This window comes from Enterobacter sp. PL_is511 (assembly GCF_055816065.1).
This window is the reverse complement of record NZ_JBVPGP010000024.1, coordinates 1063929-1087702: the sequence shown is the minus strand read 5'-3', so window position 1 is coordinate 1087702 and position 23774 is coordinate 1063929. Positions and strand designations below refer to the sequence as shown.

27 protein-coding genes and 1 other annotated feature are annotated in these 23774 nt (G+C 55.2%); of the genes, 11 read left to right on the top strand and 16 right to left on the bottom strand.

The features are described from left to right. Window positions 1-3: 3 nt before the first annotated feature. Genes AC0TN7_RS20740 through AC0TN7_RS20730 form a run of 3 tightly spaced genes read left to right on the top strand, consistent with a single transcriptional unit; the run spans window position 4 to window position 3402 of the window. The gene (locus AC0TN7_RS20740) at window positions 4-1185 is read left to right on the top strand and encodes an acetyl-CoA C-acetyltransferase (protein WP_463726846.1); all 1182 of its coding nucleotides are present in this window, start codon (window positions 4-6) and stop codon (window positions 1183-1185) included. A gap of 41 nt (window positions 1186-1226) precedes the next feature. Next, window positions 1227-2621, top strand: coding sequence for a GntP family permease (locus AC0TN7_RS20735; RefSeq protein ID WP_230581870.1), 1395 nt, complete (start codon window positions 1227-1229; stop codon window positions 2619-2621). A gap of 10 nt (window positions 2622-2631) precedes the next feature. Next, the gene (locus tag AC0TN7_RS20730) at window positions 2632-3402 is read left to right on the top strand and encodes a 3-hydroxybutyrate dehydrogenase (RefSeq protein WP_048991578.1); all 771 of its coding nucleotides are present in this window, start codon (window positions 2632-2634) and stop codon (window positions 3400-3402) included. Window positions 3403-3445: 43 nt separating this feature from the next. On the opposite strand, the gene selO is transcribed toward AC0TN7_RS20730, so the two are convergent. The 14 genes from selO to thrS form a co-directional block, all read right to left on the bottom strand. Further along, the gene (gene selO / locus AC0TN7_RS20725; RefSeq protein WP_463726847.1) at window positions 3446-4888 is read right to left on the bottom strand and encodes a protein adenylyltransferase SelO; all 1443 of its coding nucleotides are present in this window, start codon (window positions 4886-4888) and stop codon (window positions 3446-3448) included. A gap of 61 nt (window positions 4889-4949) precedes the next feature. Then, window positions 4950-5666, bottom strand: coding sequence for an EAL domain-containing protein (locus AC0TN7_RS20720; protein WP_248164141.1), 717 nt, complete (start codon window positions 5664-5666; stop codon window positions 4950-4952). A 293-nt stretch (window positions 5667-5959) separates the two neighbouring features. Further along, window positions 5960-6424 (bottom strand): C40 family peptidase, encoded by a 465-nt coding sequence (locus tag AC0TN7_RS20715; protein WP_023335377.1) that lies wholly within the window; start codon window positions 6422-6424, stop codon window positions 5960-5962. 74 nt (window positions 6425-6498) lie between these two features. Continuing rightward, a complete protein-coding gene (gene btuD / locus AC0TN7_RS20710) occupies window positions 6499-7254 on the bottom strand; it encodes a vitamin B12 ABC transporter ATP-binding protein BtuD (RefSeq protein ID WP_463726848.1) in 756 nt (251 codons plus the stop codon). Further along, complete coding sequence (locus AC0TN7_RS20705; protein ID WP_024909429.1) at window positions 7254-7805, bottom strand: glutathione peroxidase; 552 nt, start codon at window positions 7803-7805, stop codon at window positions 7254-7256. The genes btuD and AC0TN7_RS20705 overlap by 1 nt, the downstream gene beginning before the upstream one ends. 34 nt (window positions 7806-7839) lie before the next feature. Then, window positions 7840-8820 carry a vitamin B12 ABC transporter permease BtuC gene (gene btuC / locus AC0TN7_RS20700; protein ID WP_024909430.1) on the bottom strand — a complete coding sequence of 327 codons (981 nt, stop codon included), beginning with the start codon at window positions 8818-8820 and terminating at the stop codon, window positions 7840-7842. Between the two features lie 103 nt (window positions 8821-8923). Further along, a complete protein-coding gene (ihfA, locus tag AC0TN7_RS20695; RefSeq protein WP_003857805.1) occupies window positions 8924-9223 on the bottom strand; it encodes an integration host factor subunit alpha in 300 nt (99 codons plus the stop codon). Between the two features lie 4 nt (window positions 9224-9227). Continuing rightward, window positions 9228-11615: a phenylalanine--tRNA ligase subunit beta gene (pheT, locus tag AC0TN7_RS20690; RefSeq protein ID WP_473702387.1), complete on the bottom strand. Its 2388-nt coding sequence runs from the start codon at window positions 11613-11615 to the stop codon at window positions 9228-9230. 15 nt (window positions 11616-11630) lie between these two features. After that, on the bottom strand, window positions 11631-12614 hold the full coding sequence (pheS, locus tag AC0TN7_RS20685) for a phenylalanine--tRNA ligase subunit alpha (RefSeq protein ID WP_010426091.1): 984 nt from the start codon (window positions 12612-12614) through the stop codon (window positions 11631-11633). 62 nt (window positions 12615-12676) lie between these two features. Continuing rightward, window positions 12677-12801 (bottom strand) — a sequence feature (Phe leader region). Continuing rightward, window positions 12752-12796, bottom strand: coding sequence for a pheST operon leader peptide PheM (pheM, locus tag AC0TN7_RS20680; RefSeq protein WP_001386830.1), 45 nt, complete (start codon window positions 12794-12796; stop codon window positions 12752-12754). Its footprint overlaps the feature before it by 45 nt. A 117-nt stretch (window positions 12802-12918) precedes the next feature. Beyond that, on the bottom strand, window positions 12919-13275 hold the full coding sequence (gene rplT / locus AC0TN7_RS20675; protein ID WP_000124850.1) for a 50S ribosomal protein L20: 357 nt from the start codon (window positions 13273-13275) through the stop codon (window positions 12919-12921). Window positions 13276-13326: 51 nt separating this feature from the next. Continuing rightward, entirely contained in the window at window positions 13327-13524 is a 198-nt protein-coding gene (gene rpmI / locus AC0TN7_RS20670; RefSeq protein WP_003030583.1) for a 50S ribosomal protein L35, read from the bottom strand. Window positions 13525-13621: 97 nt separating this feature from the next. Continuing rightward, on the bottom strand, window positions 13622-14164 hold the full coding sequence (infC, locus tag AC0TN7_RS20665) for a translation initiation factor IF-3 (RefSeq protein WP_023616141.1): 543 nt from the start codon (window positions 14162-14164) through the stop codon (window positions 13622-13624). A 3-nt stretch (window positions 14165-14167) separates the two neighbouring features. After that, the gene (gene thrS, locus AC0TN7_RS20660; RefSeq protein ID WP_008500657.1) at window positions 14168-16096 is read right to left on the bottom strand and encodes a threonine--tRNA ligase; all 1929 of its coding nucleotides are present in this window, start codon (window positions 16094-16096) and stop codon (window positions 14168-14170) included. A 142-nt stretch (window positions 16097-16238) separates the two neighbouring features. Between thrS and yncL the strand changes: the two genes are divergently transcribed. Then, window positions 16239-16511, top strand: a complete 273-nt coding sequence (gene yncL, locus AC0TN7_RS20655) for a stress response membrane protein YncL (protein WP_080350507.1) — start codon at window positions 16239-16241, stop codon at window positions 16509-16511. 98 nt (window positions 16512-16609) lie between these two features. Further along, window positions 16610-16717: a small membrane protein YniD gene (gene yniD / locus AC0TN7_RS20650; protein WP_008500658.1), complete on the top strand. Its 108-nt coding sequence runs from the start codon at window positions 16610-16612 to the stop codon at window positions 16715-16717. A gap of 80 nt (window positions 16718-16797) precedes the next feature. On the opposite strand, the gene AC0TN7_RS20645 is transcribed toward yniD, so the two are convergent. Further along, window positions 16798-17556: a DUF481 domain-containing protein gene (locus AC0TN7_RS20645; protein ID WP_024909432.1), complete on the bottom strand. Its 759-nt coding sequence runs from the start codon at window positions 17554-17556 to the stop codon at window positions 16798-16800. A gap of 295 nt (window positions 17557-17851) precedes the next feature. Here AC0TN7_RS20645 and pfkB point away from each other — a divergent pair, with 295 nt between their 5' ends. The 3 genes from pfkB to AC0TN7_RS20630 all read left to right on the top strand — a co-directional run bounded on the left by pfkB (window position 17852) and on the right by AC0TN7_RS20630 (window position 20146). Further along, window positions 17852-18784, top strand: coding sequence for a 6-phosphofructokinase II (pfkB, locus tag AC0TN7_RS20640; protein WP_024909433.1), 933 nt, complete (start codon window positions 17852-17854; stop codon window positions 18782-18784). Between the two features lie 105 nt (window positions 18785-18889). Then, a complete protein-coding gene (gene ghoS, locus AC0TN7_RS20635) occupies window positions 18890-19180 on the top strand; it encodes a type V toxin-antitoxin system endoribonuclease antitoxin GhoS (RefSeq protein WP_024909434.1) in 291 nt (96 codons plus the stop codon). 105 nt (window positions 19181-19285) lie between these two features. After that, on the top strand, window positions 19286-20146 hold the full coding sequence (locus AC0TN7_RS20630; protein WP_024909435.1) for a fructosamine kinase family protein: 861 nt from the start codon (window positions 19286-19288) through the stop codon (window positions 20144-20146). Window positions 20147-20182: 36 nt separating this feature from the next. Here the strand turns inward: AC0TN7_RS20630 and AC0TN7_RS20625 are convergent, their stop codons facing one another. Next, entirely contained in the window at window positions 20183-20719 is a 537-nt protein-coding gene (locus tag AC0TN7_RS20625) for a YniB family protein (RefSeq protein WP_023311291.1), read from the bottom strand. 148 nt (window positions 20720-20867) lie between these two features. Between AC0TN7_RS20625 and hxpB the strand changes: the two genes are divergently transcribed. The 3 genes from hxpB (at window position 20868) to AC0TN7_RS20610 (ending at window position 23750) form a co-directional block, all read left to right on the top strand. After that, window positions 20868-21539 carry a hexitol phosphatase HxpB gene (hxpB, locus tag AC0TN7_RS20620; RefSeq protein WP_248272208.1) on the top strand — a complete coding sequence of 224 codons (672 nt, stop codon included), beginning with the start codon at window positions 20868-20870 and terminating at the stop codon, window positions 21537-21539. 101 nt (window positions 21540-21640) lie between these two features. Then, a complete protein-coding gene (locus tag AC0TN7_RS20615) occupies window positions 21641-22231 on the top strand; it encodes a metal-dependent hydrolase (protein ID WP_014883483.1) in 591 nt (196 codons plus the stop codon). 127 nt (window positions 22232-22358) lie between these two features. After that, window positions 22359-23750, top strand: a complete 1392-nt coding sequence (locus tag AC0TN7_RS20610; protein WP_267214674.1) for an L-cystine transporter — start codon at window positions 22359-22361, stop codon at window positions 23748-23750. The last annotated feature ends 24 nt before the right edge of the window (window positions 23751-23774 follow it).

Sequence of the window (23774 nt, the reverse complement as noted above, 5' to 3'; positions counted from 1 at the left end):
ACGATGAAAGAGGTCATGATTGTCGGGGCAACGCGAACCCCCATTGGCAGTTTTCGCGGATCGCTATCTTCCCTTTCAGCGGTTGAGCTGGGGGCCATAGCGGTGAGTCGTCTGCTGGAGAACAGCGGTCTTCCAGCTGAGACGATAGATGAGGTGATTTTCGGTCAGGTGCTGACGGCGGGATGCGGACAAAACCCTGCGCGCCAGACGGCCATCAACGCCGGATTGCCCGTCCGCACTCCAGCGACGACGGTCAACCTGGTCTGCGGTGCGGGCTTGAAAGCGGTGCAGCTCGCCGCGCAGGCGATCCGCTGCGGCGACGCGGATGTGGTTATCGCTGGCGGTCAGGAGAGCATGAGCAATGCCCCTTATCTGCTGGACGGCGCACGTTCAGGGCTGCGTTTTGGCCATACGGGCCTGCAGGACAGCATGATTACCGACGGTCTGTGGGACGCGTTCAACGATTACCACATGGGGATCACCGCTGAAAACGTCGCCCGTGAGAATGACATTTCCCGCGAGCAGCAGGACGCCTTTGCCGCCCGGTCGCAGCAAAAAGCGGCCGCCGCCATCGAAGCGGGTCGCTTTGACGCCGAGATAGCGCCGGTGACGGTGAAACAGGGTAAAAAACCGCCGCTTATCGTCAGCCGTGACGAACAGCCCCGGCCAGGGACCAGCGCTGAGCAGCTTGCGCAGCTGCGCCCCGCCTTTTTGCAGGAGGAAGGCACGGTCACGGCGGGAAATGCCTCCACGCTCAACGACGGCGCCGCTGCGGTGCTGCTGATGAGCGGCGAAAAGGCGCGGGAGAGCGGGTTGCCGATCCTCGGTCGCATCGTGAGTTACGCCGTGACGGGCGTTGACCCGTCGGTGATGGGCATCGGTCCGGTCAGCGCCTGTCAGACCGCGCTGGCGCGGGCGGGCTGGACGCTCGATGACGTGGACCTCATTGAAGCCAATGAAGCCTTTGCCGCCCAGGCGCTGGCGGTGGGCAAGCAGCTCGGCTGGGATGCGCAAAAGGTGAACGTTAACGGCGGCGCTATCGCCCTCGGTCATCCGATTGGCGCCTCCGGCTGCCGCATCCTCGTGACGCTGCTGCACGAAATGCAGCGCCGTGACGTTAAAAAAGGGCTCGTCACCCTGTGCGTAGGCGGCGGGCAAGGCATTGCCCTGACCGTTGAGCGTTAAACATCTCGTTGGTACCCGAATAATAATGACAGTGAGGAGTCGTGATGAGTGTATTAATTGCCCTGGCGGCGCTGGCGCTGCTGATGCTGGCGGCCTATCGCGGATACAGCGTGATTTTGTTTGCGCCGATTGCGGCGCTCGGCGCCGTGCTGCTGACCGACCCGGGCGCCGTCGGCCCGACGTTTACCGGCCTGTTTATGGAAAAAATGGTCGGCTTCGTCAAGCTCTACTTCCCGGTGTTCCTGCTGGGAGCGGTGTTTGGCAAACTGATTGAGCTTTCCGGTTTCTCACGGTCCATCGTCGCTGCGGCGATTCAGATCCTCGGCCGGCGCCACGCGATCCCGGTAATTGTTCTCGTGTGCGCGCTGTTAACCTACGGCGGCGTGTCGCTGTTCGTGGTGGCGTTTGCGGTTTATCCGTTCGCCGCGGAACTGTTCCGCCAGAGCGGCATCCCTAAACGGCTGATACCGGCCACCGTGGCGCTGGGGGCATTCTCATTTACCATGGATGCCCTGCCCGGCACGCCGCAGATCCAGAACATTATCCCCACCAGCTTCTTTGGTACCAACGCCTGGGCCGCGCCTTGGCTGGGGCTGATTGGCTCGCTGTTTATTATCTTTTTTGGCCTGCTCTGGCTGGAGCGCCAGCGTCGTAAGGCGCTCAGCAACAACGAGGGTTACGGCACGGAACTGAAAAATGAACCGGAAACGCCGGACAACATTAACCTCCCTCACCCACTGATTGCTATCTCCCCGCTGCTGGTAGTGGGCATACTGAACCTGCTGTTTACCCGCTGGATCCCCGGCTGGTACGGCACGACCCACGAGCTTACGCTTCCAGGTCTGGCGAAACCGATTGTGACCGAGGTGGGCAAGATCACCGCCATCTGGGCCGTGGAAGCGGCACTGATCTCAGGTATCGTGCTGGTGCTGATTTTTGGCTTTCGCAATATCCGGGGGCGTCTGGCTGAAGGCAGCCGGACCGCGGTGAGCGGTGCCATTCTGGCGGCGATGAATACCGCCTCGGAATACGGTTTCGGCGCGGTTATCGCCGCCCTGCCCGGTTTTCTGGTGTTATCTCACGCGCTGGCGGCCATTCCGAATCCGCTGCTGAATGAAGCCATCAGCGTGACGGTGCTTGCGGGGATCACCGGCTCGGCGTCCGGCGGGATGAGTATTGCCCTCGCCGCCATGGCCGACTCGTTTGTCGCCGCCGCCCACGCCGCCAATATCCCGCTTGAGGTGCTGCACCGCGTGGCCTCAATGGCGAGCGGCGGTATGGATACGCTGCCCCATAACGGCGCGGTGATTACCCTGCTGGCGATTACCGGCCTCAGCCATCGCCAGGCCTACGGCGGCATTTTCGCTATCACCATCATTAAAAGTCTGGCAGTGCTTTTTGTCATTGCCGTGTTCTATCTGACCGGCATTGTGTAAGGAGAGAAAGATGAATCTGAACGGTAAGACCGCACTGGTGACAGGCTCGACCAGCGGCATTGGTCTGGGGATCGCCCGCGTGCTGGCGAAGGCCGGGGCGCAGCTGATCCTCAACGGTTTCGGCGACAGCGAATCAGCACGAGAAGAGATTGCGCAACTGGGCAAAAAGCCGGGCTATCACGATGCAGACCTGCGTGACGTGCTGCAAATTGAAGCCATGATGCGCTACGCCGAATCGCAGTTTGGCGGCGTGGACATTCTTGTCAACAACGCCGGGATACAGTATGTCGCCCCGGTTGACGCGTTTCCGGTGGAGAAATGGAACGACATTATCGCCATTAATCTCTCCTCGGTGTTTCATACCAGCCGGCTGGCGCTGCCCGCCATGCGCGAGAAAAACTGGGGGCGCATCATTAATATCGCCTCCGTTCACGGACTGGTCGCGTCAAAAGAGAAGTCGGCTTACGTGGCCGCCAAGCATGGCGTAGTGGGCTTTACGAAATCGCTGGCGCTGGAAACCGCGCGCACCGGCATTACCGCCAATACGATCTGTCCCGGCTGGGTGCTGACGCCTCTGGTGCAGCAGCAGATCGACAAACGTATCGCTGAGGGCGTACCGCCGGAGCAGGCTCGCGATCTGCTCCTTGCAGAAAAACAGCCTTCGGGCGAGTTTGTCACCCCGGAGCAGCTGGGCGAACTGGCGCTGTTTTTGTGTAGCGACAGCGCCGTGAACGTTCGCGGCGCCGCGTGGAATATGGATGGCGGCTGGGTCGCGCAGTGATGTTCAGGCCGGGTTAGGCGACGCCGCCGCCCGGCAAAAATCGCTAGCTTGAGCAGCTGACCTCCAGCCGCTTGCCCCAGTCAGGCGGGCGGCTGACGTAGTCGTCGTCCCGATCGGCAAACGGCGTGCGCAACGCCACGTGCAGACGGTGTAACTCGTCGTACTCGCCCTGCTCTGCCTGCTCAATCGCCCGCTGCGCCAGCCAGTTGCGCAACACCATCGCGGGGTTCGTCGCGTTCATCTGCGTCTGGCGGGCGGCGTCATCCACCTGCTCCTGCTGCAGCCGCGTGCGGTAGGATGCAAACCAGTCGTCAAACGCCTGTCTGTCAATAAACTCATCGCGCAGCGGCGAGGCGGCGCTGTACTGCTCCGTCTGCCCCAGCATCCGGAAGGTGCGCGTGTAATCGCTGCCCTCGCGCGCCATCAGGGCAAACAGGCCATTGAGGATGTCGTTATCGCCCTTCTCCTGCGTCACCAGCCCCAGCTTGTTGCGCATCAGCGTGCCATATTCCCGCAGTAAGATCTCCTGATAGCTGTCGAGGGCATCATTCAGGGCATCAACGTCGATAAACGGCGACAGGGTTTGTGCAAGCCGCTGCAGGTTCCACAGGCCCACCGCGGGCTGATTGTCAAAACTGTAGCGCCCCTGATAGTCGGAGTGGTTGCAGATGTACCCAGGCTGATAATCATCCAGGAAGCCAAAAGGACCGTAGTCAAAGGTCAACCCGAGAAGCGACATGTTGTCCGTATTCATCACGCCATGGGCAAAGCCTACCGTTTGCCAGCGGGCAATCAGGGTTGCGGTACGAGCCACCACGTCCCTGAACCAGAGAACGTATTTATCCGCCTCGTCCTGCAAATGTGCCCAGTGGTGACGAATGGCAAAGTCAGCCAGCTGGCGCACCTTTTCCGGCTCGCGACGATAGTAAAAATGCTCAAAATGACCGAAGCGCAAATGGCTTTGCGCGATACGCATTAGCATTGCACCCTTTTCCACGGTTTCACGCACAACCGGGGTATCGCTGGTCACGATCGACAGCGCGCGGGTGGTGGGGATACCCAGGGCATGCATCGCCTCGGAGCCCAGGCACTCGCGAATCGTTGAACGCAGTACCGCGCGCCCGTCGCCCATCCGCGAATAGGGAGTCAGGCCGGCACCTTTCAGGTGCCAGTCAACCGTCTCCCCGTTTGGAAGCTGTTGTTCGCCGAGCAGGATCCCCCTGCCGTCGCCCAGTTGTCCCGCCCAGACGCCAAACTGATGTCCGCTATAGACCTGAGCCAGAGGCTGCATACCGGCAAGAAGCGTTTCACCGCCCCAGACGCCAGCGCCCTCTGAACGCTGAAACAGCTCAGGCGGAATAGCCAGTTCTTCAGCCAGCAAATCGTTATGCCAGATAAGGCGTGAATTGTGTATCGGTGTAGGTTTGAGTGCGGTGTAAAAGCCAGGCAACTCGTCATGCCAGTGAGCAGTAAAAGACAGGGTCATAGGTCCTCCTGCTTTTAGTGTAGAGGGTTTACCCGGACTTAAACACGGGCGAAAGCAAGGGTTATCGCTGCTGAACCAGCGTAGTGACGTGTTCTGCAGAGACGGCTGGCCAGAGAGCCCCCTGCATTGCACCAAAATTGAAGGACAAAACGCGTTGCAACAGGCCGTGGTCGTCAATGCCCGAGACAATCACTGACTGGCAGTGCGGCGTGATTTGCCAGAGGATTGCGCGCATAAAAGGCTCAAAAGAGAGCTCCAGGGCACGCTGCTGAATGAATCCTTTATCAAGAATGACCCGTTTAAATAATCCATCATAGACCGCTTTGAGCGAGGCGGCGCCTGCACCAAAGTTTGCCAGGACCAACGGGAAATGGATTGCCATTCTCGCCAGCTGCAGGTCGTCCTTTCCGTTATTTAAACCTGGATAATTCTCATTAACAGTAAACTCAAGAAACGGATAACGCTCAAGGATTGAAACAGCGTTTCCATTACTTAATAAAAATTCAACTATTGCAGGTGTAATATTGATCCATGCAATTAACTGATGCTGAATAAAAAACAGTTTACAGGTATCAAGCAATTGCAGTTTTTCGTCAAACAGCGCTAACTCTTCAGCCGCTGAAAGCCGAGGGATAACAAGCTCAGTGGGGATCCGCACATTGCTGCCGACGCCAGTAAAGTTAACCAGAATTTCTAAACCTTTCAGCTCACCTGCACTATTACGGGCAGGCAGAAGCAGCAGTTCAGACTGGTAAGCATTATCTAGCGTAATAATCATTGCACTCGCCCCGCATTAAAGATGAGAGAGGACATCCTGGAGCAATTGCCGACACAATTCCACTGTCTTGATTTTAATAAGATTAATTTCATTAGTTCCGTATTAATTTTCAGATTTATCCCTGAATCTAAAATAATTTTATCCTGGTTGCAGAATAATAGCCAGTTTTAGATAAAACAGACACATGCAGGATTCGCTAATTTTAGGTAAATTTAACTTTAAGCATCTTATTTGAGAAAAAACGGCATGATTTATTCTTACCATGCCGTCATAAGAGAAGTATCCGACAAAGACTATATACGTCGTGCCTGCCAGAAATTTTTACGCCAGTAAACATTATCAAGAGAGGAGCGCATCACCCCGCGACTGGTCGAGGCGTGAATGAACTGATTGTCTGTATCATATATGCCCACGTGAAGACCGCTTTCACCCGAACCAGTTTTGAAGAAAACCAGGTCTCCGGGGAGAAGATCGTCTTTATCAATTTCAGTGCCGATTTCTGCCTGCTTGCGCGTTTCGCGCGGAAGCTGTAAATCAAACTTATCGCGAAACGTCATCAGAACGAAGCCGGAGCAATCCACACCGCCGCGGCTCATGCCGCCGTAGCGATAAGGCGTGCCGCGCCAGTTGCTCAGCTGATCGTTAAGGCTGGCAATAACGGTGATCGAATCTGAAAGCCGTGGGTTAGGCGGCGGCGCACGATGGCTACTGCATCCCGCAAGAAAGAGTGTGGCCATCAGGAGAAACCAGAATCGCATTTTCAGACGAATCCTCTGCTTTTATTGTTCTTTTCGTAATTTAGCGTGCAATTGTGCTCACAGGCAAGAAACGGTTACGCCTGCCCGGTAGAAATCAGCATCTTATGTCCTTCTATATCCAGCCTGCGGAACGACATGTTGTATGCGCGGGCAAGATGGGGTGGCGTAAGAACCTGATCCCGCGCACCGCTGGCGATCATCTTTCCCTTCGAGAGCAGCCATACCCGGTGGGCATGACGCAGGGTGTGGTTGAGGTCATGGCTGCTCATCACCACGGCAATGCCTTTTCGGCTCAGGGTGCTTAACAGCGTATCCAGTGCCGCCTGCTGCGCCACGTCCAGACCGCTCATGGGCTCATCGAGAAGCAGCATCCGCCCGTGAGGATTGCCGGCCGGGTAGATCTGAAGGATGACAGCCGCCAGGCGAACCCGCTGCCACTCTCCGCCGGAAAGCTGGCTGGCGTGCCGGGACAGTTTATCTTCCAGCCCAAGAGCCGCGGCCACGTCCGTCAGTAGTGACGTTTGTTGTTTGTCGTGCAAATGCAGCATCAGATAGTGCCAGACCGGCATCGCAAAGGGCGGCATCTGCTGCTGCACGAGGTAACTGCGCCGATGCGCCAGCGAGACCGGCGACCAGTCGGCGAGCGTATGCTCCAGCAGCGTTATCTGCCCTTCTCCGTCGGTCATGCCTGCCATCCGTGCCAGCAGCGTACTCTTCCCCGCACCGTTTGGCCCGACGAGATGCAGAATTTCTCCCGCATTGACGGCACCGGATATCGCCTCCAGACGCCCCTTCTCGGCAACGTCCGTGAGCTGCATCAGCAATGACATTATTTCGCCAGCGCCAGCTTGATAGATTCCATGACGATCGGATCCTCAGGGGTCATATCCGGTGAAAAACGCTGAACGACCTGGCCGTCGCGACCAATCAGGAATTTTTCAAAATTCCACAGGATATCGTCCGGGTAAAGCGGCGCGCGGCCTTTGCTGGCCATGCGTTCATAAAAACCGCTTCCTTCCGGCGCAACGGCCTTCGGCGCGGCAGCAATAAGCTTCGCATACAGCGGATGGCGGTCTTCACCGTTGACATCGATTTTGCTGAACATCGGGAACGTCACGCCATAGGTGGTGCTGCAGAAGGTTTTGATCTCCTCTTCGCTGCCCGGCTCCTGGCCGAGGAACTGGTTGCACGGGAAGCCCAGTACGGTGAAACCGTCTTTCTCCCAGGCCTTCTGAATGTTTTCCAGCTGCTCGTACTGCGGCGTCAGGCCACATTTGGATGCCACGTTGACGACAAGCAACACGTTGCCTTTGTAGCCTTCCAGCGTGGTTTTCTCGCCGTCAATGGTGGTCACTTCAGTATTCAGGATAGTTGACTGCATAGCATTCCCTCAGGTTGTCTTACGGCTAGTTGATTTAACGTCCAGCTTTTAATAGTAGCCAGATAAAGACCGGCGCGCCCAGCGTGGCGGTCACCACGCCAATCGGCAGCTCTGCGGCCGTCAGGGCTAGCCGGGCGATGATATCGGCCACCAGCAGCGTGACGGCCCCGGCGACCGCCGAGGCCGGAAGCAGAGTCCTATGGTCCGTGAGGCCCCACAGACGCAGCATGTGCGGAATAACCAGCCCGATAAAACCGATCGCGCCCGCCAGAGCCACGCTGACGCCAACCAGCCAGCCAATGACGATCACCAGCACATTACGCCAGAACCCAATCGGCATGCCGAGCTGGCGGGCAGAGGTTTCACCCAGCGCGAGCATATTCAACGGCTGCGCCTGCAGGGCAGCCCACACGATGGCCGGTACCAGCAGCGCCATCAGCCAGCCCTGGTGCCAGTCAACGCCCCCAAAGCCGCCCATCATCCAGTACATCAGCTGACGCAGGTCAAAGGATGTTGAGAAGTAGACCGCCCAGGTCATCAACGCGCTACAGATGATCCCCAGCGCCACGCCGGCAAGCAGCAGACGGCTGGTCGATAAGTGCCGTCTGGCGAAGCGAAGAAGGATCGCTGTGATCAGTAATGCGCCGAGAATAGCGCTCAGGCTAATACTCCATCCGGAGAGTTCTCCCCCGCCCAGCATCACCGCTGCAATCAGCCCCACGCCTGCCCCGTTCGACACGCCAAGCAGCCCTGGCTCCGCCAGCGGGTTATCAAACAACGCCTGCATAATGGTGCCGCACAGCGCCAGCGCGGCACCCACCAGAACCACCGCGACGGTGCGCGGCAGGCGAATTTGCCAGACGAAGAGCTGCCCGTCCGGCCCCCACCAGCTTTCAGGCCCTATCCATCGGTCTCCGGCACAGAGGCTCACGGCCGCGGCGATAATGAGCAATAGCACCAGCAAAAGCAGGCGACGCTTATCGGAACGGTGCTGGCGATGGGCATAATCAAGCATGTGTACGGTTTTAGTAGCGTGAGATGTAATTGATTTTACGGCGGGTTTGCCGGAGAGCGCAAAGAAAAAAGGCCGCGTGGGCGGCCTTTTTAGTTAGTTCATATTACTCTGCTTTGGGCGTTGCGTTTTCGACACGGCTTTTTAACTTCTGGCCGGGTCTGAAGGTCACCACGCGGCGGGCTGTAATGGGAATATCTTCCCCCGTCTTCGGGTTGCGGCCCGGACGTTGGTTTTTGTCTCGCAAATCAAAATTGCCAAAACCGGAGAGTTTTACCTGCTCACCATTTTCCAGAGCACGACGGATCTCTTCGAAAAACAGCTCTACCAGCTCTTTGGCATCCCGTTTGCTAAGCCCAAGCTTATCAAACAGATATTCTGACATTTCAGCTTTTGTAAGCGCCATAGGTTCAATCCCTCAATGATGCCTGGAATCGCTCTTTTAATGCCTCTACACATTTGGCGACGGTAGCGGCAATCTCCTCTTCTTCGAGTGTACGGCTGGTATCCTGAAGGATAAGGCTAATAGCGAGGCTCTTGAAACCTTCTGCTACGCCCTTGCCGCGGTACACGTCAAATAAGTTTACGCCAACTACCTGATTTACGCCAACTTTCTTACATTCGGCCAAAATATCTGCTGCGGGCACATTTTCCGCGACCACAACCGCGATATCACGGCGGTTTGCCGGGAAGCGGGAGACGTCCTGAGCCTGAGGAATAACGCGGTCAGCCACCGGGTTCCATTCCAGCTCAAACACGATGGTACGGCCGTTCAGGTCCAGCTTGCGCTCCAGCTCAGGGTGAACAACCCCAATAAAACCAACGCGTTTGCCGTCTAAATAGATAGCTGCGCTCTGGCCCGGATGCAGTGCCGGGATGGCTTCTGCGCGGAATTCAATTTCAGATAATTTACCGGTCAGATCCAGAATTGCTTCCAGATCGCCCTTCATATCGTAGAAATCAACCGTGCCTTTTGCCAGGTCCCAGTGCTCTTCATAGCGGTTGCCGCTGATGGCGCCAGCCAGCATGAGATCCTGACGGATGCCTAAATTTGCCTGATTATCCGGTACAAAGCGCAAACCGCTTTCGAAAATTCGCACGCGGTTTTGCTGACGATTCTGGTTATAAACGACAGTGCCCAGCAGGCCCGTCCACAGAGACAGACGCATCGCGGACATTTCGCTGGAGATTGGGCTTGGCAGGATCAGCGCCTCCTGGCCCGGGTGGATCAGCTGCTGCAGCTTTGGATCCACAAAGCTGTAGGTGATCACTTCCTGGTAGCCTTTGTCATTCAGCATGGTTTTCACACGCTTCAGGGACAGGTCGGCTTCACGGTGGGTGCCCATCACCAGACCTGCCTGGACAGGCTCATCAGGGATGTTGTTATAGCCGTAAACGCGGGCCACTTCTTCCACCAGATCTTCTTCAATTTCCATGTCGAAACGCCATGATGGCGCAACGGCTTTCCACTCGTCCTGGCCTTCGGTCACTTCGCAACCCAGACGCGTCAGGATATCGGTCACCTGCGCATCGGCAACGTGGTGACCAATCAGGCGATCCAGCTTGCTGCGGCGCAGGGTGATGGTGGCACGCTTCGGCAGGGTCGCTTCGTGGGTGACGTCGATAACCGGGCCCGCTTCACCGCCGCAGATGTCGATCAGCAGGCGAGTCGCACGTTCCATCGCTTTGTACTGCAGCGCCGGGTCAACGCCGCGCTCGTAGCGGTGAGAGGCATCGGTGTGCAGGCCGTGACGGCGTGCGCGACCGGTGATAGAGAGCGGGCTGAAGAACGCGCATTCCAGCAGGACGTTTTGCGTCTCGTCGTTCACGCCTGAATGCTCGCCCCCGAAAATACCGCCCATTGCCAGCGCTTTGCTGTGGTCAGCAATCACCAGGGTGTCGGCGTTCAGTTTCGCTTCGCTGCCGTCCAGCAGAACCAGGGTTTCACCCTCTTTCGCCATGCGCACAACGATGCCGCCGTCGATACGATCTTTATCGAACGCGTGCATTGGCTGGCCCAGCTCCAGCAGAACGTAGTTAGTCACGTCAACCACGGCGTCGATAGAGCGGATACCGCAGCGGCGCAGCTTCTCTTTCATCCACCGCGGGGTTGGCGCTTTTACGTTAATGCCTTTCACCACGCGACCGAGGTAGCGCGGGCAGGCATCCGCAGCGTCAACCTGAATAGGCAGCACGTCACTGATGGTCGCTTCAACCGGCACAATGTCTGGCGCGTTCAGTTCGGTCTGGTTCAGCACGGCAACATCGCGCGCCACGCCGATGATCCCTAAGCAGTCGGCACGGTTTGGCGTGACGCTGATTTCGATGGTGTTGTCATCAAGCTTCAGGTACTCACGGATATCGGTGCCAATTGGCGCATCCAGCGGCAGCTCAATGATGCCGTTGTGGTCGTCAGAAATACCCAGCTCGGAGAAGGAGCACAGCATGCCTTCAGACGGCTCGCCGCGCAGCTTAGCCGCTTTAATTTTGAAATCGCCCGGCAGCACCGCACCGACGGTCGCCACCGCCACCTTCAGGCCCTGACGGCAGTTTGGCGCACCGCAGACGATATCCAGCAGACGGTCACCGCCCACGTTCACTTTTGTTACGCGCAGTTTGTCAGCGTTAGGGTGCTGGCCGCACTCTACCACTTCGCCGACGACCACGCCGTTGAAGGCACCGGAAACCGGCTCAACGCCGTCCACTTCCAGACCCGCCATGGTGATCTGGTTAGAAAGCGCTTCGCTGTCCAGCGTGGTGTTCACCCACTCGCGTAACCACAGTTCACTGAATTTCATTGTTCTGTCCTGCCCTTATTTAAACTGTTTGAGGAAACGCAGATCGTTTTCGAAGAATGCACGTAAGTCGGTCACGCCGTAACGCAGCATAGTCAGACGCTCCATGCCCATGCCGAAGGCAAAGCCGGAGTAAACTTCCGGATCGATACCCACGTTGCGCAGCACGTTTGGATGCACCATGCCGCAGCCCAGCACTTCCAGCCATTTGCCGTTTTTACCCATCACGTCAACTTCTGCAGACGGTTCGGTGAACGGGAAGTAGGACGGACGGAAACGAACCTGCAGATCTTCCTCAAAGAAGTTGTTCAGGAAATCGTGCAGCGTGCCCTTCAGGTTGGTGAAGCTGATGTTTTTATCAACGATCAGACCTTCCATCTGGTGGAACATTGGGGTGTGGGTCTGATCGTAGTCGTTACGATAGACGCGGCCCGGCGCGATAATGCGGATTGGCGGCTCCTGATCCTTCATGGTACGGATCTGAACGCCGGAGGTCTGGGTACGCAGCAGACGCGTAGCGTCGAACCAGAAAGTGTCGTGGTCAGCGCGTGCCGGATGATGGCCAGGAATGTTCAGGGCGTCGAAGTTATGGTAATCATCTTCGATTTCCGGGCCAGTCGCCACGGTAAAGCCGAGCTCACCGAAGAAACTTTCAATGCGATCGATGGTGCGGGTAACCGGGTGCAGACCGCCGTTTTCGATGCGGCGACCCGGCAGAGAAACGTCAATCGTCTCTGCGGCCAGACGCGCATTCAGCACCGCGCTTTCCAGCTCGGCTTTGCGCGCGTTCAGCGCCTGCTGTACCTGCTCTTTGGCTTCGTTAATCACCGCACCCGCAGCCGGGCGTTCTTCTGGCGGCAGCTCACGCAGGGTTGTCATTTGAAGGGTCAGATGCCCTTTCTTCCCAAGATATTCGACGCGGACATTGTCTAACGCGGCAACATCTGAGGCCTGATTAATGGCGGCTGTTGCACTGGCAACCAGCTCTGCGAGATGTGACATGATTTTCCTCATTATGTCGGTGCAGACACCGATTTGGTGGAGTTATTCTCTCAAATTCAGGCACAAAAAAAGCCTCCATCGGGAGGCTTATCTGGCGCTGTTTTTCGTTTCATCTTTCACGCGCTAGCCTCCTGAAGTCAGGTGCTAAAGTAAAAGAAGAAGCGGAAAATAGCAGCATTCATGCTTGCGTTACCTTGTTGGGTAAAAACCGTTAAGACCTTATTGAAAAGCCTGGACGGATAAATGTCAATCTTCTGATGGTGTTAAATGAAAAGAGGGAGCCAGGCCCCCTCTCTCAACTGGCTTATGCCAGTGCTGCTTTCGCTTTTTCGACCAGAGCGGTGAACGCTACTTTGTCGAATACTGCGATGTCAGCCAGGATCTTACGGTCGATTTCAACAGAGGCTTTTTTCAGGCCGTTGATGAATTTGCTGTAAGAAATACCGTTCTGACGTGCTGCTGCGTTGATACGCGCAATCCACAGTTGACGGAACTGACGCTTACGCTGACGACGGTCACGGTAAGCGTACTGACCTGCTTTGATAACAGCCTGGAAGGCAACGCGGTAAACGCGTGAACGCGCACCGTAGTAGCCTTTAGCTTGTTTCAAAATTTTCTTGTGACGTGCACGTGCAATTACACCACGTTTTACGCGAGCCATATGTGCTCTCCTGTATCTATATTCTTAGTAAAAAAATTAAACGTTAACGGCTTATGCGTACGGCAGGCACGCGATAACCAGACCCAGATCGCCTTTAGAAACGAGGCCTTTTGGACGCAGGTGACGTTTACGCTTAGTAGATTTTTTGGTCAGAATATGACGCAGGTTTGCGTGCTTACGCTTAAATCCACCACCACCGGTTTTTTTGAAGCGCTTAGCAGCACCGCGTACGGTCTTAATTTTTGGCATCTTAATAACTTCCACTTCGCATTGTTAAATAAACGAAACATAGGCGAACAAAACCTATGAAACCCGAAGGCTCCACAGATTTTGCTGCTTGAAGGCCTTACTGTTTCTTCTTAGGAGCGAGCACCATGATCATCTGGCGGCCTTCGATCTTCGTAGGGAAGGATTCGACTACTGCCAGTTCACTCAGATCGTCACGGACGCGGTTAAGCACTTCCATACCAATCTGTTGGTGGGCCATCTCACGACCGCGGAAACGCAGTGTGATCTTGGCCTTATCGCCATCTTCCAGAAAGCGAATCAGGCTGCGGAGTTTTACCTGATAATCGCCATCGTCGGTACCAGGACGGAATTTGATTTCCTTAACCTGGATAACTTTTTGCTTCTTCTTCTGTTCCTTAGAAGACTTACTCTTTTCATAAAGGAACTTGCCGTAGTCCATGATACGACAAACTGGCGGTTCGGCGTTAGGGCTGATTTCAACTAAATCTACTCCAGCTTCTTCAGCCTTTTCGATTGCTTCTCTCAGACTCACAATCCCCAGCTGCTCGCCTTCCAGACCTGTTAAGCGAACTTCCTGGGCGCGAATCTCGCCATTGATACGATTCGGACGTGCCGTTTGAACTCGTTTTCCGCCTTTAATACCTTATTCCTCCAGTTGTTGAAGACTGCGGCTGCGAATCTCTTGTTGCAGCTTCTCAATCACTTCACTTACGTCCAGGCTGCCCAGGTCTTTACCACGGCGGGTGCGAACGGCAACTTTGCCTGCTTCCACCTCTTTATCACCACAGACCAACATATACGGGACACGACGTAAAGTGTGCTCGCGGATTTTAAAGCCAATCTTCTCATTTCTCAAGTCTGCTTTTACGCGAATGCCCGCATTTTGTAGTTTCTGCGTCAATTCTTTAACGTAATCCGCCTGAGAATCGGTAATGTTCATCACCACGACCTGCACTGGCGCAAGCCAGGTTGGGAAGAAGCCAGCGAACTCTTCGGTCAGGATGCCGATGAAGCGCTCCAGAGAACCGAGAATTGCGCGGTGAATCATTACCGGTACCTGACGTTCGTTGTCTTCGCCAACATAAGAGGCGCTTAAACGCTGCGGCAGGGAGAAGTCCAGCTGTACAGTACCGCACTGCCATGCGCGATCGAGGCAGTCATACAGGGTAAATTCAATTTTCGGACCGTAGAATGCGCCCTCGCCCAACTGGTATTCGAACGGAATGCCGTTCTCTTCCAGCGCCACGGCGAGATCCGCTTCTGCGCGATCCCAGGTCTCATCGCTACCGATACGTTTTTCCGGACGCGTTGAGAGTTTGACCACGATCTTCTCGAAGCCAAAGGTGCTGTACATATCGTAGACCATACGAATACAGGCGTTAACTTCGTCACGGACCTGATCTTCAGTACAGAAGATATGCGCATCATCCTGCGTAAAGCCACGAACACGCATCAGACCGTGCAGCGCACCTGATGGCTCGTTACGGTGGCAGCTACCGAACTCCGCCATACGCAGCGGCAGGTCGCGGTAGGATTTCAGACCCTGGTTGAAGATCTGAACGTGGCCCGGGCAGTTCATTGGCTTGATGCAGTATTCACGGTTCTCAGACGAGGTGGTGAACATCGCATCTTTGTAGTTGTCCCAGTGGCCGGTTTTTTCCCACAGCACACGGTCCATCATGAACGGGCCTTTCACTTCCTGATACTGGTACTCTTTCAGCTTGGAGCGTACAAAAGTTTCCAGTTCACGGAAGATAGTCCACCCGTCGTTATGCCAGAACACCATACCCGGCGCTTCTTCCTGCATGTGGTACAGGTCAAGCTGCTTGCCGATTTTACGGTGGTCACGCTTCGCCGCCTCTTCCAGACGAAGCAGGTACGCGTTCAGGGCTTTTTTATCGGCCCACGCGGTACCATAAATACGCTGCAACATCTTGTTGTTGCTGTCGCCACGCCAGTAGGCGCCTGCGATCTTCATCAGCTTAAAGTGATGACAGAAGCGCATGTTCGGCACGTGCGGTCCACGGCACATGTCGACGTATTCTTCGTGATGGTACAAGCCAGGCTTGTCATCATGCGAAATGTTTTCGTCAAGAATAGAGACCTTGTAGCTCTCGCCGCGCTTCACGAAGGTTTCACGCGCTTCGTGCCAGCTGACTTTCTTCTTGATGACGTCATAGTTGGTTTCGGCGAGCTCGTGCATGCGTTTTTCGAGCGCGTCGATATCTTCCTGAGTCAGGGTGTGGTCGAGGTCAACGTCGTAGTAAAAACCGTTGTCGATAACCGGACCGATCGCCATTTTGGTGTTTGGCCACAGCTGTTTGATGGCATGGCCTAACAGGTGCGCGCAGGAGTGACGAATGATCTCCAGACCTTCTTCGTCTTTCGCGGTGATGATGGCGAGCGTCGCATCGTTTTCGATCAGATCGGAGGCATCCACCAGCTCACCGTTCACACGGCCAGCGATAGTCGCTTTCGCGAGACCAGGACCAATGTCCAGGGCAACATCCATTGGGCTAACAGCACGGTCGAAATGGCGTTGACTGCCATCAGGAAGAGTAATTACAGGCATTTTATATCCTTATTTGCAGTGATGCCCCACACATAAGAGCATATACAAAGAAAATAATCGTGATTTGACAATAGATTACGACACCATCTGACCAACAATCGTCAAATTGGTTCGTCATCATTCACCTGCCGAATTCAGATTAATGTGGATTTACGGCAAGCGACGTAATGTTAACACTAACGCAAAGGAGATTGCACCCTCTGCGGCCAGATTGATGGGCTGGCACTTTCGTACGAATTTGCGGGTTGCTTCTCCCCTGCGCTCGCATTTCGAAGATGCTGAGCTACTCTTGAACAGGTCCTTAAACCCAAAGGTGCATACCATGAACGTATCCAGCAGAACGGTTGTGATATTGAATGTCCTTTCCGCCACAGGTTTATTGTTGATTCTCGCCGAACGATTCCACTGGTTCTGAGCCGAACCCTATGCTGGCATAACCCAATCGATCCCGAGAAGGGGCATATTTCGGCCCTGTTTGGTAGACTGTGGGTATCAACGAACAAGGATTAGGTTATGCCAACAAAACGATTTGCCGTAAAACACTGGAAAATGGTGCTGGTGCTGATTGCCATCTGCGGCGCAATGCTGCTACTCCGTTGGGCGGCAATGATTTGGGGCTAGGGGCGAAGACAGGTCATCAGAAGGGACGTCAAATAGCCACAGACAATAAACGGGCCGACATCAACATCGGCCCGCTTTTATTACATTCTGTAACCCAGTGAAACCGTGGTTCTGCGGTCGGTATGATCCGGCGCGGTTTCTGGTGGTGAAGAGTTCCAGGTCACGTTGTAGGCCACTTTCAGACCAAAGTGTTCGTTGATAGCCACGTTCAGCGCCGTCTCAGAGTTCAGCGTCGTATCGTCGGCACCAAATACAGAAACACCCTGGGTAAATTTGGTGTTGTCAGTCATCTGCCAGGCATAGGTACCGGAAGCGTAACCGAGCGGTTGGGTTTTGGTATCGCCATTGGTGTACTCGTCATAACGCACACCCGGACCGAATTCAAAACGGAGGCTGTGTACCGGACCGTTCAGGAACTGGCGACCATAACCGGCGGTGAACACATCACGCTGGCGATAACCGTTGTAACGGTCGGTTAACCAGCTTGCCTGTCCAAACAGGTAGTCATAGTCGGTCATGTTGTAACGGCTACGTCCGCCTACCGCATATTTCTCGGAAGAACGTTCGTCATTAGCGGAAGTGTTGCTGGCATTACCCCACAGAGACCAGGCGGTGGTGTTGCCGTACCAGGTAAGCGTACTGTCCGCCGTCAGAGAAGAGCTTTTCGTGTTACCGGATTGTGCCAGGTACCCGGCGTTGAGGTTACCTTCAAACGGTTTTTTCGCGGTGGAAGGATCGTCCATGACAGTAAAAACGGTATCATCAGCGGTCGCGTTCATAGCCGCAAACACGCCACCCGCCAGCATCAGTGCAGCGGGCACTGTCTTTAAAAGCTTCATTTTATTAAGGAGTCCGTACAACAAAAAAAGAGACCACACGGTCCCGGAATCTTTCTTGAGGATCAATGACAAGGCGTCCAGAGAAAGGTAACAAATTATAAAAAGCCGCAAATAACATAGCAATGTTTTCTTATTTCATTTTTTGAATAAGAACGATCTCAAAAAGCGTTTTATTTTATATATCCCCCGCCTCACTTTTTGTCAGTATTCATATTTAAAATCATACTGTTATTTACATTGCCTTCCTGTCAAATGGTGCCAGGCTAATAAGAACCCATACTAAAAGGAGGTAATGATGGTTTCTATCTATACCCTGACGCTCTCCCCTTCCCTGGATTCCGCCACCCTGACGCCGCAGATTTACCCGGAAGGTAAATTGCGCTGTAGCGCCCCGGTATTTGAGCCCGGCGGCGGCGGGATCAACGTGGCGCGCGCTATTACCCACCTCGGCGGCAAAGCCACGGCAATTTTCCCCGCAGGCGGTGCCACCGGTGAACACCTGGTCTCTCTGCTGGCAGATGAACAGGTAGCCGTAGAGACCGTCGAGGCCAAAGACTGGACGCGGCAAAACCTGCATGTCCACGTGGAGTCCAGCGGCGAGCAGTACCGTTTTGTCATGCCGGGTGCGAAACTCAGCGATGACGAGTTTCGTCAGCTTGAAGAGAAAGTGCTGACGATAGAAAGCGGCGCGCTGCTGGTGGTAAGCGGCAGCCTGCCGCCCGGCGTCAGCACGGAAAAATTAACGGCGCTGATTCAGGCGGTACAGAAACGCGGCATCCGCTGCATTGTCGACAGCAGCGGCGAGGCCCTGCAGGCGGCTCTGGTGCCGGGCAATCTTGAACTGGTCAAACCCAACCAGAAAGAGTTAAGCGCGCTGGTCAACCGCGAACTGACGCAGCCTGATGATGTTCGCACCGCCGCGCAGGAGCTGGTACGCAGCGGCAAAGCGCGACGCGTAGTCGTTTCCCTTGGTCCTCAGGGGGCGCTGGCCGTCGATGAAACGTCGTCCGTTCAGGTTGTCCCACCGCCGATGAAGAGCCAGAGCACGGTTGGCGCGGGCGATAGCATGGTGGGCGCGATGACGCTTAAACTGGCGCAAGGTGCATCACTGCTTGAGATGACACGCTACGGCGTGGCGGCGGGTAGCGCCGCAACTATCAATCAGGGCACGCGTCTCTGCTCACTTGCCGATACGCAAAAAATCGTCGATTACCTGTCCCGAAATTAACGCCTTTCCCCTTCGTCTTTACGGAGGGGAATGTCCGCTCTGAGTCGCCAAACGCAAACTATCGACTATGCTAAGAAAACTTCCATGATAACAATGAGGTGAATTATGAGCAGTGGTGACATCACACGTTACGTCGTGACCATCAACCTTCATGAAGCATCGCTGACCGAGCTGAATGAGCTCAACAACGCCTTCACCCGGGCTAATTTTCTCCTCACGCTCACGGATGACGAGGGCAATATTCATGATTTAGGCACCCTGGCATTTGGTCTCATCGGCGCCCTGAGCCAGGAAGAGGTTCATGCGCTGGCCGCCAGTCTGGTAGAGAGCGTGACCGACAAGCCTGCCGAAATTGACGTGAATACCTGGGAAAGCTGGCGGAAAAAAGAACAATAAGTGCGCTGTATGAATTTAAACCGCTCAGGTGTGCGTTAGTTCGTATTTTTTTACCGCAGTTATGCGCTAACTTTATGATCTGGCAGACAACATGGGAGAGACAACATGTGGCAGGCTATCAGTCATCTTTTACGTGAGCAGCTGGGTGAAGGTGAAATTGAACTGCGTAACGAACTGCCAGGCGGTGAGATCCACGCCGCGTGGCATTTACGCTACGCAGGACGCGATCTTTTCGTTAAGTGCGATGAGCGAGAACTGCTTCCGATCTTTACCGCCGAAGCCGACCAGCTGGAGTTGCTGTCGCGCAGTAAAACGGTGACGGTCCCACAGGTGCTGGCCGTCGGTAGCGACCGCGATTACAGTTTTCTGGTCATGGAATATCTCCCCGCCCGACCGCTGGATGCCCATAATGCGTTTATCCTCGGCCAACAGCTAGCGCGCCTGCATCAATGGAGCGACCAGCCGCAGTTTGGTCTCGATTTTGACAACGATCTCTCTACCACGCCACAGCCCAATGCCTGGCAGCGTCGCTGGTCGACATTTTTTGCCGAGCAGCGCATTGGCTGGCAGCTTGAACTGGCCGCCGAGAAAGGGCTGGAATTTGGCAATATTGATGCCATCGTCGAGCACGTTCAACAGCGTCTGGCCTCCCACCAGCCCCAGGCGTCTCTGCTTCACGGCGATTTGTGGTCTGATAACTGCGCGCTGGGTCCCAACGGCCCCTACATCTTCGACCCGGCCTGCTACTGGGGTGACAGAGAGTGCGATCTTGCCATGCTGCCGCTTCATCCGGAGCAGCCGCCGCAAATATACGACGGATACCAGTCTGTTTCCCCCCTGCCGCCCGGTTTCCTCGACCGCCAGCCGGTGTATCAGCTTTATACGCTGATGAACCGTGCCATTCTTTTTGGCGGAGAACACCTGGTTAACGCCCAGCGGGCACTCGAGCGTATGCTTGCCGCCTGAGACGCGAACGGGTGGCCTTGCCGCCACCCTTATCGCTTACAGAAAACCGAGCAGTGAGAAGAAGAAGTATCCCGCCACAATGATGATCACGGGAAGGATATAGAGCGGGAAAATTTGCAGGAAAATGGTGTGACGCGGCACAACAATGCGGGATTCGATCTGCTCCCGACTCATGCCTTCCGGGCCTTTGGCCTGCTCCAGAATCAACTGATCCTCAACGCCTTCGCGTAAAAAGCGCGTCTGGCGGCTCATCCTCGCGCCAGAGGCCTGCAGTGCTAGCGCAACAAAGATCAGGGCGTATATCACCCAAAAGCCGATATTCAGCTGTTGATGAAAATCCGGGGTGGGTGAGTTAAACCAGAAAACATTCAAAAATGGCGTATTAAAACGCATCATCTCAATCATGACATGAGCGAAATCAAGCATTACCGCATTGATACCCGGCTGTTTTTCGCTGTGATCGTACATAAATTTGAGTACAGAAATCAGCGTAGAAATGACGGCAGGAATAAAAATCACCCAGCCAGCAATACGTTTTAAGACCGCAATGCGTCCAGCTTGTTGATACGTCATCAGTTCCTCTTCATAAAGACGCGTTATTTGTGCCTAAGTCTACCTGCTGGCCATCAATTTCGCCCGCTCTTTAAAAGCAATATGCTAAATTGCAGATTGTGCTTAGCACGTATCGTCTGTCGAACACCCTGGATAAGGAGACGTTGTGATGTCGACACCGCGCCAAATTCTTGCCGCAATTTTTGACATGGATGGATTACTGATCGATTCCGAACCGTTGTGGGATCGCGCCGAACTGGATGTGATGGCCAGTCTGGGCGTCGATATCAGCCGCCGTAATGAACTACCTGATACGCTGGGCCTGCGCATCGATATGGTGGTTGACCTGTGGTTTGCCCAACAGCCGTGGGTGGGTCCCGATCGCAATGAGGTGACCGCACGCATTATCAGCCGCGCCATCTCTCTGGTGGAAGAGAGCCGGCCGCTGCTGCCCGGCGTACGTGAGGCTGTCGCGCAGTGTAAAGCCCAGGGGCTGAAGGTTGGCCTGGCTTCCGCTTCACCGCTGCATATGCTGGAAAAAGTGCTCACGATGTTTGAACTGCGCGACAGTTTTGACGCGCTGGCGTCCGCTGAGAAATTGCCTTACAGCAAGCCGCACCCGCAGGTCTATCTGGACTGTGCCGCTAAGCTCGGCCTGGATCCCCTCAGCTGCGTTGCGCTGGAAGATTCCGTTAACGGCATGGTGGCCTCTAAAGCCGCGCGGATGCGCTCCATTGTGGTGCCTGCGGAAGAAGGCCGTCACGACCCCCGGTTTGCGCTTGCCGACGTGAAGCTTAATTCACTGGCAGAACTGACGGCGCATCATCTGCAGGGCGGTTAACGCCCTCCTTCGGTTTGTGACAAACAGTTACACCGTCACCTCTTCCGCCTACTGTATAAAAACCCTATACTGTATGAATTGACAGTTTCGTGGGTTTTATCATGACGGCGGAAGGCCACCTGCTTTTTTCTATTGCGTGCGCAGTATTTGCCAAAAACGCTGAACTTACCCCCGTGCTGGCACAGGGGGACTGGTGGCATATTGTCCCTTCCGCCGTATTGACCTGTCTGCTGCCCGACATCGACCACCCTAAATCCTTCCTCGGACAGCGTCTGAAATGGGTGTCGAAACCCATCGCACGCGCGTTCGGCCACCGGGGATTTACGCACAGCCTGCTGGCCGTGTTTGGCCTGCTGACGCTGTTCTATTTAAAAGTGCCTGAAAGCTGGATAGTCCCCGCCGATGCCATCCAGGGGATGGTGCTGGGCTATTTAAGCCATATTCTGGCCGATATGCTGACGCCTGCGGGCGTGCCGCTGCTATGGCCCTGCCGCTGGCGTTTCCGTTTTCCCATCCTCGCACCGCAGAAAGGTAACCAGCTTGAGCGGGTATTATGCATGGCGCTGTTTGCTTACGCCGTCTGGATGCCGCAAACCTTGCCCGAAAACAGTGCAGTTCGCTGGTCATCCCAGATGATTAATTCGCTGCAATTTCAGTTTAATCGCTTTATTCATCACCAGATTGAACAGTAAACCGACAAAATTATCCCATTTGTCATAACCCATTCCATTTGGATATAAGCGCTACATCACACTTCTGCTAACCTTCCGCCAACAGGATCGGTAAAAACCGACCCAATAATAAATCAGGAGAACGGGGATGAATTTTCCACTCATCGCGAACGTCGTTGTGTTCGTTATATTGCTATTGCTTCTCGCGCAGGCGCGCCACAAACAGTGGAGCCTGGCGAAAAAGGTGCTGGTTGGTCTGGCCATGGGTGTCGTATTTGGTCTGGCATTACAGGCAATTTATGGCTCCGATAATCCAGTTCTGAAAGATTCCATTCAGTGGTTCAACATTGTCGGTAACGGCTATGTCCAGCTGCTGCAGATGATCGTTATGCCGCTGGTGTTCGCCTCTATTCTGAGCGCCGTGGCCCGCCTGCATAACGCCACTCAGCTAGGAAAAATCAGTTTCCTGACCATTGGTACGCTGCTGTTCACCACGCTGATTGCCGCGCTGGTGGGTGTGCTGGTCACCAACCTGTTTGGCCTGACCGCAGAAGGTCTGGTTCAGGGTACCGCTGAAACGGCACGTCTTACCGCAATTCAGACCAACTATGTGGGTAAAGTAGCTGACCTGACCGTGCCGCAGATGGTGCTCTCCTTCATTCCGAAGAACCCGTTTGCTGACCTGACCGGTGCGAGCCCAACCTCGATCATCAGCGTGGTTATTTTCGCCGCGTTCCTGGGCGTCGCGGCGCTGAAGCTGCTGAAAGACGACGCGCCAAAAGGCGAACGCGTTCTGACCGCGATTGACACCCTGCAAAGCTGGGTGATGAAGCTGGTTCGTCTGGTTATGCAGCTCACCCCTTACGGCGTGCTGGCGCTGATGACCAAAGTGGTTGCCGGCTCTAACCTGCAGGACATCATTAAGCTGGGCAGCTTCGTTGTCGCCTCTTATCTGGGCCTGGGCATTATGTTCGTGGTGCACGGCATCCTGCTGGGCGTGAACGGCGTCAGCCCGCTGAAATACTTCCGTAAAGTCTGGCCGGTACTGACCTTTGCCTTCACCAGCCGTTCCAGCGCCGCGTCTATTCCGCTGAACGTTGAAGCGCAAACCCGTCGTCTGGGCGTGCCTGAATCCATCGCCAGCTTCTCTGCCTCCTTTGGTGCCACCATTGGTCAGAACGGCTGTGCGGGTCTGTACCCGGCGATGCTGGCCGTGATGGTCGCGCCGACGGTGGGTATCAACCCGCTGGATCCGGTATGGATCGCCACGCTGGTCGGGATTGTTACCGTAAGCTCCGCAGGCGTTGCGGGTGTTGGCGGTGGCGCAACCTTCGCCGCGCTGATTGTGCTGCCTGCGCTGGGTCTGCCCGTAACGCTGGTCGCCCTGCTGATCTCCGTTGAGCCGCTGATCGACATGGGTCGTACCGCGCTGAACGTGAGCGGCTCCATGACCGCCGGTACGCTGACCAGCCAGTGGCTGAAGCAGACCGACAAAACGATTCTGGAAAGTGAAGACGACGCCGAGCTGGCGCACCGTTAATCACGGTAGAAATAAAAAAACCGC

What these genes read in the sequence shown, in the direction of transcription:
- AC0TN7_RS20630 (WP_024909435.1), top strand. Translation starts at nt 19,286, where the DNA reads ATGTGGCAGGCTATCAGTCATCTTTTACGTGAGCAGCTGGGTGAAGGT.
- AC0TN7_RS20730 (WP_048991578.1), top strand. Translation starts at nt 2,632, where the DNA reads ATGAATCTGAACGGTAAGACCGCACTGGTGACAGGCTCGACCAGCGGC.
- pheS (WP_010426091.1), bottom strand. Translation starts at nt 12,614, where the DNA reads ATGTCACATCTCGCAGAGCTGGTTGCCAGTGCAACAGCCGCCATTAAT.
- AC0TN7_RS20645 (WP_024909432.1), bottom strand. Translation starts at nt 17,556, where the DNA reads ATGAAGCTTTTAAAGACAGTGCCCGCTGCACTGATGCTGGCGGGTGGC.
- AC0TN7_RS20615 (WP_014883483.1), top strand. Translation starts at nt 21,641, where the DNA reads ATGACGGCGGAAGGCCACCTGCTTTTTTCTATTGCGTGCGCAGTATTT.
- AC0TN7_RS20720 (WP_248164141.1), bottom strand. Translation starts at nt 5,666, where the DNA reads ATGATTATTACGCTAGATAATGCTTACCAGTCTGAACTGCTGCTTCTG.
- yniD (WP_008500658.1), top strand. Translation starts at nt 16,610, where the DNA reads ATGCCAACAAAACGATTTGCCGTAAAACACTGGAAAATGGTGCTGGTG.
- pheT (WP_473702387.1), bottom strand. Translation starts at nt 11,615, where the DNA reads ATGAAATTCAGTGAACTGTGGTTACGCGAGTGGGTGAACACCACGCTG.
- AC0TN7_RS20740 (WP_463726846.1), top strand. Translation starts at nt 4, where the DNA reads ATGAAAGAGGTCATGATTGTCGGGGCAACGCGAACCCCCATTGGCAGT.
- AC0TN7_RS20610 (WP_267214674.1), top strand. Translation starts at nt 22,359, where the DNA reads ATGAATTTTCCACTCATCGCGAACGTCGTTGTGTTCGTTATATTGCTA.
- pfkB (WP_024909433.1), top strand. Translation starts at nt 17,852, where the DNA reads ATGGTTTCTATCTATACCCTGACGCTCTCCCCTTCCCTGGATTCCGCC.
- btuD (WP_463726848.1), bottom strand. Translation starts at nt 7,254, where the DNA reads ATGTCATTGCTGATGCAGCTCACGGACGTTGCCGAGAAGGGGCGTCTG.
- ghoS (WP_024909434.1), top strand. Translation starts at nt 18,890, where the DNA reads ATGAGCAGTGGTGACATCACACGTTACGTCGTGACCATCAACCTTCAT.
- AC0TN7_RS20625 (WP_023311291.1), bottom strand. Translation starts at nt 20,719, where the DNA reads ATGACGTATCAACAAGCTGGACGCATTGCGGTCTTAAAACGTATTGCT.
- selO (WP_463726847.1), bottom strand. Translation starts at nt 4,888, where the DNA reads ATGACCCTGTCTTTTACTGCTCACTGGCATGACGAGTTGCCTGGCTTT.
- hxpB (WP_248272208.1), top strand. Translation starts at nt 20,868, where the DNA reads ATGTCGACACCGCGCCAAATTCTTGCCGCAATTTTTGACATGGATGGA.
- yncL (WP_080350507.1), top strand. Translation starts at nt 16,239, where the DNA reads ATGTGGATTTACGGCAAGCGACGTAATGTTAACACTAACGCAAAGGAG.
- rplT (WP_000124850.1), bottom strand. Translation starts at nt 13,275, where the DNA reads ATGGCTCGCGTAAAACGTGGTGTAATTGCACGTGCACGTCACAAGAAA.
- AC0TN7_RS20705 (WP_024909429.1), bottom strand. Translation starts at nt 7,805, where the DNA reads ATGCAGTCAACTATCCTGAATACTGAAGTGACCACCATTGACGGCGAG.
- AC0TN7_RS20715 (WP_023335377.1), bottom strand. Translation starts at nt 6,424, where the DNA reads ATGCGATTCTGGTTTCTCCTGATGGCCACACTCTTTCTTGCGGGATGC.
- ihfA (WP_003857805.1), bottom strand. Translation starts at nt 9,223, where the DNA reads ATGGCGCTTACAAAAGCTGAAATGTCAGAATATCTGTTTGATAAGCTT.
- thrS (WP_008500657.1), bottom strand. Translation starts at nt 16,096, where the DNA reads ATGCCTGTAATTACTCTTCCTGATGGCAGTCAACGCCATTTCGACCGT.
- btuC (WP_024909430.1), bottom strand. Translation starts at nt 8,820, where the DNA reads ATGCTTGATTATGCCCATCGCCAGCACCGTTCCGATAAGCGTCGCCTG.
- rpmI (WP_003030583.1), bottom strand. Translation starts at nt 13,524, where the DNA reads ATGCCAAAAATTAAGACCGTACGCGGTGCTGCTAAGCGCTTCAAAAAA.